Genomic DNA, 13050 nt, shown 5'->3' with positions numbered 1-13050 from the left:
AACAGGACCGTGAAACGACTCTACGCCGATGATAGTGCGGATTCCCGTGTGAAAGTAGGTAATCGTCAGGCTCCCCTAAGCCAGAAACCCCCGCCCGAAAGGCGGGGGTTTTTGCATTGGGGCGGCGGAAACCCCACGCCTCGCATGCCTGCAAGCGAGCGGCACCGCCTTCAAGGTAATATCTCCACTTCTTGTCGAGCGCCGGCTGCCATGCAAGCCGCCACGCCGCTCGATGCATCCCGCTTCCCGCTCATTGGCCTGTTCATGACCGCCTCGTCGATGCAAAGTGATCGGACGACCGACCTCTTGCCTTATCTCGTCGCCGCCACGTTCTTCATGGAGTACCTCGATACGACCGTCATTGCGACTGCGCTGCCGGACATGGCGAAGACGTTCGGGGTCGGTCCCAATGCGCTTAGCATGGGGATGACCGCTTACATGCTGGCGCTCGCCGTCTTCATTCCGGTCAGCGGCTGGATCGCTGATCGATTCGGTGCTCGATCGGTATTCGGCGGGGCGATTACCGTGTTCACCGGTGCGTCCATTCTGTGCGGATTGTCGAACAGCGTCGCGACGTTCATCGCCGCGCGCCTGCTGCAAGGTGTCGGTGGGGCGATGATGGTGCCGGTCGGGCGCATGATCGTCGTGCGAAGCACCGAGAAATCGCGCCTCATGCGCGCGATTTCGACGATTACCTGGCCGGGTATCGTCGCGCCGGTGGTCGGCCCGCCGGTCGGCGGCTTCATTACCACGTACGCGTCATGGCGCTGGATTTTCCTGCTGAACGTGCCGCTCGGCCTCGCCGCGCTCGCATGCACGTGGTTGCTGGTGAAGAACACGCGCTCAGATGAGGTGCGTCCACTCGACTGGACAGGCTTCGTCCTGTCGGGCGCGGCATTGACTTGTCTGCTGACGGGCACCGAGGCCGCAGGGCAGCAGGATGCGCATTTCATGCAGGCCGGCCTGCTGTTGCTCGCGAGCGTCGTGCTGGGCGCCGCGACGTGGGCGCATGCCCGGCGGACCGTGCATCCGTTGCTCGACGTGACGACGCTGCAGGTGCCGACGTTCTCCGTCACGGTCGTGACCGGCTCCGTGACGCGCGTCGCGATCAATGCCGTGCCTTATCTGTTGCCGCTGCTGTTTCAGGTCGGCTTCGGGCTGACGCCGTTTCAATCCGGGCTGCTCCTGCTCGCAAGCGCGTTGGGTAATCTGGGCATGAAGGCGCTGACGACGCGGATTCTCGACCGCTTCGGTTTCCGGCGCGTCGCGCTCGTCGACGTAACGATCGCCGGTTTCTCGACGATCGCCTGTGGCTGGCTGAGCGCGTCGACGCCGGTGGTCGTGACGGTCGTCGTCGTGTTCGTGTACGGTCTCGCGCGTTCGCTGCAGTTCACCACGCTCGCGACGCTCGCGTATGCTGATATCCCTGCCCGTCAGACGAGCGCGGCCAGTACCTTGTGGAGCGCAGCCCAGCAAATGACGATCGGTATGGGCATCGCGTTCGGTGCGATGGCGCTGCGTCTTGCGTCGATGGCGCGTGGCGAAGCGACCGGCACGCACTATGTGCTGACGGATTTCCGCTGGGCGTTCCTGGCCGCCGGCGTGCTGGCGCTGGTGTCGTTGCCCGGATACGCGCGGTTGTCGCGGAATGCCGGCGATCGCTTGCGCGCTGCTGTCGCGCGTGGATAAGCTTCACATGCGAAGTGGAGCCGCGCAGTCGACGCTCGCGCGGTTCTACTATGCGTGGACGAACGAACGTCATAGGCACATTTGATCAACACGCAGTCAACTCGCGTCGTGGAAGATCACGCCGAGCATGTGACGCTCGCCGCTGCGCAAGCGGCTGACGCCGTGGCGCATGTTGACGCGATAGACGCCACGCTGGCCCGTGCGCGGCCTGCCGTGCACGGCAAACACGACGGCATCGCCCTGCGTCAGCGGCACGACCTCGGCGCGCGACTGCATGCGCGGCCGCTGTTCGGTCATCACGAATTCACCGCCGCTAAAGTCGCGACCCGGTTGCGATAGCAGCACCGCCGCCTGCAGCGGAAACACGTGCTCGCCATACAGATCCTGATGCAGGCAGTTGTAGTCGCCTTCCCGGTAATGCAGGAGCAGCGGCGTCGGCCGCGTCTGCCCCGCGCGATGGCAGCGGTCTAGAAAGTCCGCATGGCGTTCGGGGAACCGTGCGTCGATGCCGAGCTGCGCGTGCCAGCGATTCGCGATCGGGACGAGGTGCGGGTAGAGCGTGTTACGCAGCGCCTGCACGATCGACGGAAGCGGTGTCGCGAAATACTTGTATTCACCGCGGCCGAAGCCGTGCTGCGCCATGATCACGCGCGAGCGAAACGGCCGGTCGGATCCGTACAGCGATGCAATCGCATCGCATTGCGCCGCGTCGAGCAGATTCGGCAGGACCGCGCAACCGTATTCGTCGAGTGCGTCGGCGACGGCGTGCCAGTCGCGTGCACCGATGCGTCGTTGCAAATCGGACGTGCTGCCGTTACCGGCGTATGGAGCACGGTCCGGTGCAACGTCGTCGAGGGAAAATGCGTTCATCGAATGCCTCACTGATCGATTCGGGTTCCGATCAGCGTATCCGCACGCCGGCATTCGCGCGATCCGATTATTGCGCTTGAATTCGGCCGTGCATCAAGCGATTCGTCGCACCGCCCCAAGCGGCACCGCGGCCAGATCGACGTAACGGAATACCGCACGTGCGTCGGCAATTGCCGACGGATCGAGCGTCACGTCGAAGAGCGCTTCGCGAATGCCTGGCGCCACGGCGACCCACGTGCCGTCCGAGGTCGGCGCACACCGCGCGACGCGGCGATGATCACGCGTGCCTTCGCGAGGTTGCCGGCGACGTCGGCGTCCGTCAGCGCCGACTGGACGACGCGAATGCGCGGGCCGTTCATCGTGCATCTCTTTGCGCTGCGCTACCGGGACCGGGCATCTCGTCAATGACGCGCCGTTCGCGATCGAGGTCGAGCGAGCGCGACAGCAACCAGTACACGCCACCCGCGACGAGCAGGCCGACCAGCCATGCGATGTCGACGCCGCCGAGCAGCCGCGCGAACGGCCCAACGAACACTTCGCGGTCCGCTTCCGCGTCGAACACGTAGAAAAACGGCACCATCGCGGCGAACCCGATCAGGTACGCGGCGATCCCGCGCGCTTGCCACGCGCCGTAGAGGCCGTGCGGCGTGAAGAAGTGCGCGATCGCATAGCGGCCGCGTCGCACGAAGAAATAGTCGACGAGGTTCACCGCAGTCCACGGCACGAGGAAGTAGAGCATCAGCGTCAGGAACGTCTGCAGCAGCGCGATGCCGTTGCCGCGGATCGCGAACACGCAGCCGACCACGAACGTGCTGATCGTGACGATCGCGGCGACACGTGCGCGGCGTGACGGCCGGATCGGCACGATCGAATCGATACCGGTCAGCACGGCCAGCATCGCACTGTATGCATTGAGTGCGATGATCGGCAGGAAGCCGACCAGCGACACGATCGCGATCAGCTTGCCGAGGCCCGGCACCAGCGATGTGCCGACCTGGTTCATCGCCACCAGCGCGTCGGCCGCGTGCAGCTTCTGCGCGAGCCACGCGCCGAGCCCGATCATCCACGTGCCCGACAGCGATGCGCCGGCGAAGATCACTGCGATCAGCTTCGCGCGGCTCGTGTGTTTCGGCAGGTAGCGCGAATAGTCGGACACGTAGGGCGCGTACGAGATGTTGTAGCTCGCGGCGATCGCGAACTGCGTCGCGAACGCGATCCACTTGAAGCCCGGCGTGGCCGCCGGCGCTGCGGCGGCTGCCGGCGCGGCATGGCCGAACGCAAGCGCGAGCGTGACGAGCGCGTAGAGCGGCAGCGTCGCGATCAGCGCCCACGTGAAGGTTCGGTGCATCAGGTCGTGGCCGTAGATCGCGAGCAGCGCGCCGATCGCGACAGCGGCGACGGCGACGAAGCCGCCGTCGACCCCGAACACGTTGTGCACGCCGTCCACCATCAACGACACATTGACGACGTTGAAGCCGACGAACACGAACAGCGTCGCGAGCAGCGCGACGATCACGCCGCGATAGCCGAACTGCGCGCGCGACTGGATCATCTGCGGCAGCCCCATTTCCGGGCCCTGCGAGCCGTGGAACGCCATGAAGATCGTGCCGAACATGATGCCGAGCGCGCCCGCGAGCGTGGTCCAGCCGGAGGAAAGCCCCATGCCGGGGCCAACGAAGCCGATCGAAATCGTGAAGAAATGAAAATTGCCGAGGAACCAGAACGGGCCCTGGCTCGCGAGTTTCGCGTGGCGTTCGTGTTCCGGGATGTAGTCGATCGAGTGTTGCTCGATCTCGATGCCGCCCGCTTCGGTGCGGGCGAGCGCGATGGCGTCGGGGCGATTCATGTCGGCGTGTCTCCTTGGATCGTGCGCCGGACCGGTCTGGGCCGGGTTGGCGAAGGCGTACGAAGGCCTCCCCGGCGGTGTCGCGACGGGCAGGCGATGGGGGGGGGGCGGATACGGCGGGCGACGCGCGATGACGGCCCGCCGGGTGGGGCGCCGGCGGGGCGGCTTGCCGCCGCCTGCCGCGCGCAATTGTTGTCGGGATCAGTCGCGGTACCTGACGCCCGGCAGCACGCACAGCAGCTCGTACGCGAGGTTCGCGCCGAGCAGCGCCGTGGTGCCGAACGGATCGTACGGCGGCGCCACTTCGACGAGATCGCAGCCGACGATGTTCAGGCCCTTCGCGCCGCGGATGATCTCGAGCGCCTGCGGCACCGTCAGGCCCGCGATTTCCGGCGTGCCGGTGCCCGGCGCGTAGGCGGGGTCGATGCCGTCGATGTCGAAGCTGATGTAGACGGGCGTGTCGCCGATGCGCGCGCGCACTTCGTCCATCAGCGGCGCAAGCGACTTGTTCCAGCATTCCTCGGCCTGGACGACGCGGAAGCCCTGCTCGCGGCACCAGTCGAAGTCCTCGGCCGCGTAGCCGGTGCCGCGCAGGCCGATCTGCGTGACCTTGTCGCCATGCAGCAGGCCTTCCTCGACCGCGCGGCGGAACGGCGTGCCGTGCGCGATCTTCTCGCCCATCATCGTGTCGTTCACGTCGGCGTGTGCATCGACGTGGATCAATGCAACCTTGCTGTGCTTGCGGTGGATCGCGCGCAGGATCGGCAGCGCGATCGTGTGGTCGCCGCCGAGCGTGATCGGCTTGCAGTCGTGCTCCAGGATCGCGTCGTACGCGGCTTCGATGCGCGCGATGGAATCGTGCAGGTTGTACGGATTGATCGCGACGTCGCCGATATCCGCGACCTGCAGCGAGTCGAACGGCGCGGCGCGCGTCGCCATGTTGTACGGGCGCAGCAGCACGGATTCGGAGCGGATCTGGCGCGGGCCGAAGCGGGCGCCGGTGCGGTTGGACGTGCCGAGGTCGAACGGCACGCCGACGAAGCACGCGTCGAGGCCTTCGGCCGTCGGCACGTGAGGCAGGCGCATCATCGTCGCGATGCCGCCGCAGCGCGGCATTTCATTGCCGCCGAGCGGCTGGAAATGAGTAGGGTGGTTCATCGTGCGCCTCTTCCAGTGTGGGGGTGCCGTATCATTCGACGCGGCCTGGCGCACAGTTGTACGCGTTCCGGCCGGAAAGAAGAATGCGAAGATATCGACGTAAACATCGATCGGCATCGATGTATGGAAGGGGAATAGCGTGCTGGGGAATCTGTCGACCCTCGATCTGCGGCTGATCCGCGTGTTTCTTGCGGTCACCGACGCCGGCGGCGTGTCGGCCGCGCAGGCGATGCTGAACGTCGGGCAGTCGACGATCAGCGCGCAGCTGTCGTCGCTCGAGACGCGTCTCGGCTACCGGCTCTGCGAGCGGGGCCGCAGCGGCTTCCGGCTCACGCCGAAGGGCGAGCGCTTTCTTGCGATGAGCCGCAAGCTGCTGGGCGCGCTCGACGAATTCGGGATCGCCGCGCGGCACATGGACCGGCAACTGGTCGGCACGCTGAACATCGGCCTGATCGGCCATACGCCGATCAGCCAGAACGCGCGGATCGCCGAGGCAATCGCCGCGTTCCGCACGCGCGACGAGGCCGTGCGCTTCTCGATCTCGGTGCGGGCGCCGGGCGACCTCGAGGAAAAGCTGCTGAGCGACGAGATCCAGATCGCGGTCGGCTATTTCTGGCACCGGGTGCCCGCGCTGCACTACACGCCGCTTTTCATCGAGCGGCAGGTCGCGTACTGCGGACGCGGCCATCCGCTGTTCGTGCGCGGCGGCGCGCTGACGCCGGCCGACGTCGCTGGGTTCGAATGGGCGTGGCGCTCGTACCCGCTGCCGGAAGCGCAGATGTCGACGACGCCCGATCGCGTGACCGCGACCGCCGACAACATGGAGGCGGTCGCGCTGCTGATCCTGTCGGGCCATCATCTGGGCTACCTGCCGCAGCACTTTGCGGCGCCGTATGTCGCGCAGGGGCTGCTCGCACCGCTGAACCCGGAGCGGCTGCATTACGACGTCACGTTCCATATGGTCGTCGCGCGCAGCGCGCGCAGCAATCCGCTCGTGCAGGCGTTTCTCGAGGATCTCGAGCACGCACACCAGCCGCCCGACGCTTAGGTCACGGCACCGGTAATCCCGCCTCGCGCTTCACCTCGCGCAGCGACAGCGCCGATTCGATCGACGTCACGCCAGGCAGCACCCGCAGCGATTCGCGCAGGAACGTGCCGTAGTCGTCGAGATCGTGCGCGACCACCTGCAGCAGGTAGTCGGCGGTACCCGACACGTTGTGGCACGACAGGATCCGCTCGATCGCGAGGACTTCCCGCTCGAAGCGGTTCGCGACCTCGCGGTCGTGCACCGCGAAACGCACCAGCACGAACGCGACCACGCCGAAGCCGAGCGCCTTGCGCGACAGCTGCGCGCGGTAGCGCTCGATATAGCCGTCGCTTTCGAGACGCTTCAGGCGCCGCGCGCACGGCGTTTCGGACAGGCCGACGCTGTCGGCGAGGCGCGCGATCGGCACGCGGCCGTCGCGTTGCACCGCGGCAAGAATCGCGCGGTCGGTTTTGTCGAGGTCGGGCATGATGGCGGAATCCATATCGGGTTGGATGAATTTTGGCGGAATCCGCTATCCATTACCAGATTAGAGCCAAATAAGGCCAAAAATCCCTCGTCCGTTGGCGGCACCATATCGTCATCGATGGACGGGGGCAGAACATGATTTCCACGCATTTGCTGTTGATTTACCTGGCCGCGCTGGCGGCGATCTACGCGGTGCCGGGGCCGGACATGGCGCTCGTGCTGCAGACCAGCATCGGCCGCGGCGTGCGGCCCGGCATCGCGGCGGCGGCCGGCCTGTCGCTGTCGCGCTCCGCGCACGTGACGCTGTCCGCATGCGGCGTCGCGGCGCTGATCCGCAGCGCGCCGTGGCTGTACGAAGTGATCCGCTACGGCGGCGCGCTCTATCTCGGATACGTCGCGATCCAGGTGTTCCGTTCGCCGGTGTTCGCGCTTGGCGATGGTGCGGCGGATGCGGCCGGCGAATTGCGGCAGGCGTTCGTGAAGGGCCTGCTGACGAACCTGCTGAACCCGAAGGCGCTGCTGTTCTGTTCGGTGCTGTTGCCGCAGTTCGTGCGGCCGGAGGCCGGGCCGGTCGTCCTCCAGATGTTCGAGCTGGGCGCGATGCTGGTGGCGGCTGGTGTCTGTTTCGACCTCGCGTGCGTGTTCGGCGCATCGAGGATCGCGGCGTGGATGCGCGCGCATCCGCTCGCGCAGACCGTGCAGCGCTGGACCTTTTCCGCAGCGCTGATCGGCTTCGCGCTTCGTTTGTCGATGGACTGAGGCACCCTTCGCCCCCCAGCACGATTCGTCTTACCTGTTCTAAACTTCCTTTACCCCGTCGCGCTGCTGCGAATCCGTCTGACTGAACGGAACCGTCCGTCGCCGGTCATGTCCGATTTCCTGGCTGTTCCGTGCAACGCGGTACCAAGGAGGGTCTGAACATGGCAAGGCATCTTCACGCCGACCGCGAACCCCGAATCGTCGCCGAGTCCCAGTGCCTCGGGCCGTGCGATCCGGCCGAGCGCATTCACGTCACGATCATGTTGCGGCGGCAGGAAGAAGGGGATCTCGACACGTTGCTTCACCAGCTCGCGACGGGCGATCCGAACGCGCGACCATTGTCGCGCGACGCTTTCGCGAAGCGCTTTTCCGCCAATCCCGACGATATCCGCAAGACCGAGGAATTCGCGCGCCGTCATCAGTTGACGGTCGATCGCGTCGATCCGGTCGAAAGCGTCGTCGTGCTGTCGGGCACGATCAAGCAGTTCGAAGCCGCGTTCGGCGTCACGCTCGAGCGCTTCGAGCATCACACGATCGGCCAGTATCGCGGCCGGTCCGGCGCGATCACGCTGCCCGACGAGCTCGGCGATGCGGTCACCGCAGTGCTCGGCCTCGACAGCCGTCCGCAGGCGCGGCCGCACTTCCGGCTGCGCCCGCCGTTCAAGCCGGCGCGCGGCGGGGCGACGGCCGTCACGTTTACGCCGCCGCAGCTCGCGTCGCTGTACGGCTTTCCGGCCGGCGACGGCGCCGGGCAATGCATTGCGATCATCGAGCTCGGTGGCGGCTATGCCGCAGCGGACGTCGCGCAGTATTTTCGCGGACTGGGCATCACGACGCCACCGAAGCTCGTTGACGTGAACGTCGGCACGGGCCGCAATGTACCGACCGGCGACCCGAGCGGGCCCGACGGCGAAGTCGCGCTCGACATCGAGGTCGCGGGCGCGATCGCGCCCGCGGCGACGATCGCCGTGTACTTCGCGCCGAACAGCGACGCGGGCTTCATCCAGGCCGTCAACACGGCGGTCAACGACACGAAGAACCGGCCGTCCGTGATCTCGATCAGTTGGGGCGGCCCCGAAGCGATCTGGCAGGCGCAGTCCGCACAGGCGTTCAACCGCGTGCTGCAGACCGCGGCTGCGCAGGGCATCACGGTCTGCGTGGCGTCCGGCGACAGCGGCTCGGGCGATGGCCTGCAGGACGGCGCGCAGCACGTCGATTTCCCCGCGTCGAGTCCGTACGTGCTGGGCTGCGGCGGCACGCAGCTCGACGCGCTGCCGGGCCAGGGCATCCGCAGCGAAGTCACATGGAACGACGAGGCCACAGGCGGCGGCGCGGGTGGAGGTGGCGTCAGCACGATGTTCGATCTGCCTGCCTGGCAGCAGGGGCTCACGGTGACGCTCGCCGCCGGCAGCGCCACACCGCTCGCGAAGCGCGGCGTGCCGGACGTCGCGGGCGATGCATCGCCGCAGACGGGCTACGAAGTCGCGATCGCGGGCACGCCGACGGTGATGGGCGGCACGAGCGCGGTGTCGCCGCTGTGGGCGGCGCTGATCGCACGCATCAACGCGTCGGCCGGCGCGTCCGTCGGCTGGATCAACCCGGTGCTGTACAAGAATCCGGGCGCGTTGCGCGACATTACCGAAGGCTCGAACGGCGCATACGCAGCGGCGCCGGGCTGGGACGCGTGCACGGGCCTCGGCAGCCCGAACGGCACGCAGCTGGCCGCGATACTGACGCGCAAGCCGTCGAGCTGACGGCGGCCTTCTCCCCGCATCACGCTTGTTGCTGGTATCCCGCTTCCCCCTCACCTCCAGGAGCAGCACGATGGGCATCGATTCCGCATCCAACGGCGGCGTGTATCCGCTGCATCACGGCGACCACAATTCGCATGGCGTGCCGCCGACCGTCAATCCGGTCGCACTGAGCCACGGCCGCGACCAGCCGTTCTTCGATCCGGTCGCGTACGGCAATGGGCCGGACGACTCGGTGACCGACACGACGGAAGCCGCCGCCGTCACGCATCACGCGGTCACGATCGGCGGGCGACGCATCGCGTACACGGCGACGGCCGGCCATCTCGTGACGGTCGATCCGAGCAGTTCGCTGCCGGCCGCGAAGATCTTCTACGTCGCGTTCACCGAAGACGGGCAGAAGGAGGAGGAGCGGCCCGTCACGTACTTCTACAACGGCGGGCCCGGCTCGTCGTCGGTGTTCGTGCTGCTCGGCTCGTTCGCGCCGCGCCGCATCAGGACGTCGATGCCGGGCTTCACGCCGCCCGCGCCGTACCAGATGGAAGACAACCCCGACAGCCTGCTCGACAAGAGCGACCTCGTGTTCATCAACCCGGTCGGCACCGGCTATTCGGCGGCGGTCGCGCCAAACAAAAATCGCGATTTCTGGGGCGTCGACCAGGACGCGAATTCGCTGAAGCAGTTCATCAAGCGCTACCTGACGAAGAACAACCGCTGGAATTCGCCGAAATACCTGTTCGGCGAGTCGTATGGCACCGCGCGCAGCTGCGTGCTCGCGTACAAGCTGCATGAGGACGGCATCGACCTGAACGGCATCACGCTGCAATCGTCGATCCTCGACTACCGGCAGGCCGGCAACCCGGTCGGCGCGCTGCCGACCGCCGCGGCCGACGCGTGGTACCACAAGCGGCTCGGCGTGTCGCCCGCGCCGGTCGATCTCGGCGCGTTCGTCGAGGAAGTCGCGCAGTTCGCACGCACCGACTATCTCGACGCGCTGCGCAAGTTCCCGCAGACGGACCCGGCGGTCGTGCAGAAGCTCTCCGAATACACGGGCATCGACACGACGACGCTGCTGTCGTGGAGCCTGAATGTCGCGGGCTACGACGCGCGCGGCAATTCGCTGTTCCTGACGACGCTGCTGCACGCGAGCGGGCTGTCGCTCGGCGCGTACGACGGCCGCGTGACGGGGATCGGCACGGGCATCGCGGGCAAGGTCGATCCGAATTCGGGCGGCAACGATCCGACGATGACGGCTGTGTCGGGCGTCTATACGGCGATGTGGAACAGCTATCTGAACGAGCAGCTGAAGTTCACGTCGAATTCGGCGTTCACCGACCTGAACGACCAGGCGTTCCAGAACTGGGATTTCAGCCACATCGACCCGACCGGTGCGCAGCAGGGCGTCGATGCGAAGGGCAACGTGATCCTCTACACGGCGGGCGACCTGGCGGCGGTGATGGCGCTCAACGTCGACCTGAAGGTGCTGTCGGCAAACGGCTTCTACGATTTCGTCACGCCGTTCTACCAGACCGTGATCGACCTGCAGCAGATGCCGCTCGAGGATCCGAAGGTGCGGCAGAACCTGTCGGCACGCTTCTATCCGTCCGGGCACATGGTGTATCTCGACGGCGGCTCGCGCACCGCACTCAAGCACGACCTCGCGGCGATGTACGACACGACGGTCGCCGATACGGGCGCGCGGATGCGGATTCGTGCGTTGCAGGCGAAGGAGGACGCGCCTGTCGCGGGCGGGCACGCATGAGCCGTCCGCGCGGCGAGCGCCGGCCGTAATGCGCGCCGGCGCGCGCCGTCAGCCGCGCTGTTCGGGCCAGTCGAACAGCGTGTAAGGCAGCGCGCGCTTGTGCCGCGAGCCATCGTAGAAGCGCAGCACGGTTTCGTACACGTTGTCGCTGACGGGCTTGCCTTCGAGGAAGTCGTCGATCTCGTCGTAGGTGACGCCGTATGCGTGCTCGTCGGGGCGCAGCGGACGCAGTTCCTCGAGATCGGCGGTCGGCACCTTCATCACGAGCGCGTCCTCGCCGCCCAGTGCGCGCGCTACCGCGCGCACGCGGCGCTTGTTCAGGCCCGCGAGCGGCAGCACGTCCGCGCCGCCGTCGCCGAACTTCGTGAAGAACCCCATCAGCGATTCGGCCGCGTGATCGGTGCCGATCACGATCCCGCGCCGCGCACCGGCCACCGCGTACTGCGCGATCATGCGCTCGCGCGCCTTGATGTTGCCGTGCACGAAGTCCTGCTGGCCGGGGGTGTCGAATGCATGGCCGGACGCGACCAGCGCGCCGAGCATCGCGTCGGCGGCCGGCTTCACGTTGACCGTCAGTTCCTCGTCCGCGCGCACGAATGCGAGCGCGCGCTGTGCGTCGGCTTCGTCGTTCTGTACGCCGTTCGGCAAGCGCATCGCGATGAAGCGCGCGTCGTAGCCGTCGGCGCGCAGGCGTTCGACCGCAAGCTGCGCGAGCCGGCCGGCCGTCGACGAATCGACGCCGCCGCTGATCCCGAGCACGTAGGTCCGCAGGCCGGTCGAGCGCAGGTACTGCGCGAGGAAATCGACGCGGCGCGCGATCTCGGCATCGGCGTCGAAATGCGGGGCGACGTTCAGTTCGGCGATGATCGCGCGTTGGCGGCTGGCGTAATCGGCGGCTGTCATGGGGAAGTTCCGGGTCGAAATGCGAGGCGCTCATCATAAGCGCATTCGCGGCGCCGTGCCGCGCCGCGGGCGTTGCAAGGGCGATACGGTGGATTGGCGGGCGGCCAAACGGCCGATTGGCGAATTGGCTGACTGGCGCGCCTACCGCCGCGCGAGCACGACCCCCGCCAGCGCGACCGCGAACCCCGCGAGCTGGATGGCCGCGAGCGTTTCGCCGAACAGCAGGTAGCCCTGCAGCGCGGCGAGCGGCGGCGCGAGGAACAGCAGCGACGTCGCGCGCGCGGCATTGCCGCGCCGGAGCATCCACATCAGCATCGTGACTGCGCCGCCGGACAGGAACACGACACCCCAGACGAGCGACGTCCACAGGGCGGGCGCGCCGATCCAGCGTGTTTCGTGCAGCAACATCGCGAAAATGGCCGCGACGATCGCCGCGCCGAAGTTCTGCACCGCGACGGCCGTGCGCAGGTCGCTTTGCGCGAGCTTGCCTTTCTGGTACAGCGAGCCGGCGGTGATCGACCCGACCGACAGCACCGACACGGTGACGATGAGCCATGCCGGCGCGGCGCCAGGCGGCGGTGCGACGCCGCCCATCACCTTCGGGGCGAGCACGAGCGCGACGCCGGCGAGGCCGAGTGCCATCCCGAGCCAGCCGCGCGCGGGCAGCCGCTCGTTGAACAGCGGTACCGCGAGCACTGCGGTTGCGAGCGGTTGCAGCGCGCCGAGCAGCGCCATCACGCCGGCGTTCAGCCCCTGCGCGACTGCCCAGTAGCTCGCGCCGAGGTAGATGCCCTGCAGC

Annotated in this window: 12 protein-coding genes; 5 read left to right on the top strand and 7 right to left on the bottom strand. The window is 67.2% G+C overall.

The window, feature by feature from the left end; translation table 11 throughout:
• Positions 1-264: 264 nt before the first annotated feature.
• Positions 265-1689: a DHA2 family efflux MFS transporter permease subunit gene (locus G3N94_RS35145; protein ID WP_205798618.1), complete on the top strand. Its 1425-nt coding sequence runs from the start codon at positions 265-267 to the stop codon at positions 1687-1689.
• Between the two features lie 96 nt (positions 1690-1785).
• Here G3N94_RS35145 and G3N94_RS35140 read toward each other — a convergent pair whose 3' ends face one another.
• The 4 genes from G3N94_RS35140 to speB form a co-directional block, all read right to left on the bottom strand.
• Positions 1786-2559: a 2OG-Fe(II) oxygenase gene (locus G3N94_RS35140; RefSeq protein ID WP_205798617.1), complete on the bottom strand. Its 774-nt coding sequence runs from the start codon at positions 2557-2559 to the stop codon at positions 1786-1788.
• Between the two features lie 188 nt (positions 2560-2747).
• The gene (locus G3N94_RS35135; RefSeq protein WP_205798616.1) at positions 2748-2918 is read right to left on the bottom strand and encodes a hypothetical protein; all 171 of its coding nucleotides are present in this window, start codon (positions 2916-2918) and stop codon (positions 2748-2750) included.
• Complete coding sequence (locus G3N94_RS35130) at positions 2915-4405, bottom strand: cytosine permease (RefSeq protein WP_205798615.1); 1491 nt, start codon at positions 4403-4405, stop codon at positions 2915-2917. The genes G3N94_RS35135 and G3N94_RS35130 overlap by 4 nt, the downstream gene beginning before the upstream one ends.
• Before the next feature lie 201 nt (positions 4406-4606).
• Entirely contained in the window at positions 4607-5563 is a 957-nt protein-coding gene (speB, locus tag G3N94_RS35125) for an agmatinase (RefSeq protein ID WP_205798613.1), read from the bottom strand.
• A gap of 139 nt (positions 5564-5702) precedes the next feature.
• On the opposite strand from speB, the gene G3N94_RS35120 reads away from it, so the two are divergent.
• The gene (locus G3N94_RS35120; protein WP_205798611.1) at positions 5703-6611 is read left to right on the top strand and encodes a LysR family transcriptional regulator; all 909 of its coding nucleotides are present in this window, start codon (positions 5703-5705) and stop codon (positions 6609-6611) included.
• Between the two features lies 1 nt (position 6612).
• Here G3N94_RS35120 and G3N94_RS35115 read toward each other — a convergent pair whose 3' ends face one another.
• A complete protein-coding gene (locus G3N94_RS35115; RefSeq protein WP_205798609.1) occupies positions 6613-7077 on the bottom strand; it encodes an Lrp/AsnC family transcriptional regulator in 465 nt (154 codons plus the stop codon).
• Between the two features lie 134 nt (positions 7078-7211).
• Here G3N94_RS35115 and G3N94_RS35110 point away from each other — a divergent pair, with 134 nt between their 5' ends.
• The 3 genes from G3N94_RS35110 to G3N94_RS35100 all read left to right on the top strand — a co-directional run bounded on the left by G3N94_RS35110 (position 7212) and on the right by G3N94_RS35100 (position 11348).
• Positions 7212-7835: a LysE family translocator gene (locus G3N94_RS35110; RefSeq protein WP_205798607.1), complete on the top strand. Its 624-nt coding sequence runs from the start codon at positions 7212-7214 to the stop codon at positions 7833-7835.
• A gap of 161 nt (positions 7836-7996) precedes the next feature.
• Entirely contained in the window at positions 7997-9589 is a 1593-nt protein-coding gene (locus tag G3N94_RS35105) for a S53 family peptidase (RefSeq protein ID WP_205798605.1), read from the top strand.
• A gap of 70 nt (positions 9590-9659) precedes the next feature.
• Positions 9660-11348: a peptidase S1 gene (locus G3N94_RS35100; RefSeq protein WP_205798603.1), complete on the top strand. Its 1689-nt coding sequence runs from the start codon at positions 9660-9662 to the stop codon at positions 11346-11348.
• Positions 11349-11396: 48 nt separating this feature from the next.
• Here the strand turns inward: G3N94_RS35100 and nadE are convergent, their stop codons facing one another.
• Together nadE and G3N94_RS35090 are read right to left on the bottom strand one after the other, a co-directional pair.
• Positions 11397-12251, bottom strand: a complete 855-nt coding sequence (gene nadE / locus G3N94_RS35095) for an ammonia-dependent NAD(+) synthetase (protein ID WP_205798601.1) — start codon at positions 12249-12251, stop codon at positions 11397-11399.
• A gap of 141 nt (positions 12252-12392) precedes the next feature.
• Positions 12393-13050: DMT family transporter (locus G3N94_RS35090; protein ID WP_205798592.1), on the bottom strand; the 658-nt coding region annotated here is incomplete at its 5' end.

The sequence above is a fragment of the Burkholderia sp. Ac-20353 genome, from assembly GCF_017104785.1.
Lineage (GTDB): Bacteria > Pseudomonadota > Gammaproteobacteria > Burkholderiales > Burkholderiaceae > Burkholderia.
The sequence above is the reverse complement of the archived record's forward strand: the minus strand, read 5'-3'. Positions and strand labels throughout refer to the sequence as shown.

Bases quoted from the DNA above. Each gene is read 5' to 3' on its own strand.
- G3N94_RS35100 (WP_205798603.1), top strand. From the start codon at position 9,660: ATGGGCATCGATTCCGCATCCAACGGCGGCGTGTATCCGCTGCATCAC.
- G3N94_RS35130 (WP_205798615.1), bottom strand. From the start codon at position 4,405: ATGAATCGCCCCGACGCCATCGCGCTCGCCCGCACCGAAGCGGGCGGC.
- G3N94_RS35145 (WP_205798618.1), top strand. From the start codon at position 265: ATGACCGCCTCGTCGATGCAAAGTGATCGGACGACCGACCTCTTGCCT.
- speB (WP_205798613.1), bottom strand. From the start codon at position 5,563: ATGAACCACCCTACTCATTTCCAGCCGCTCGGCGGCAATGAAATGCCG.
- G3N94_RS35115 (WP_205798609.1), bottom strand. From the start codon at position 7,077: ATGCCCGACCTCGACAAAACCGACCGCGCGATTCTTGCCGCGGTGCAA.
- nadE (WP_205798601.1), bottom strand. From the start codon at position 12,251: ATGACAGCCGCCGATTACGCCAGCCGCCAACGCGCGATCATCGCCGAA.
- G3N94_RS35135 (WP_205798616.1), bottom strand. From the start codon at position 2,918: ATGAACGGCCCGCGCATTCGCGTCGTCCAGTCGGCGCTGACGGACGCC.
- G3N94_RS35140 (WP_205798617.1), bottom strand. From the start codon at position 2,559: ATGAACGCATTTTCCCTCGACGACGTTGCACCGGACCGTGCTCCATAC.
- G3N94_RS35105 (WP_205798605.1), top strand. From the start codon at position 7,997: ATGGCAAGGCATCTTCACGCCGACCGCGAACCCCGAATCGTCGCCGAG.
- G3N94_RS35110 (WP_205798607.1), top strand. From the start codon at position 7,212: ATGATTTCCACGCATTTGCTGTTGATTTACCTGGCCGCGCTGGCGGCG.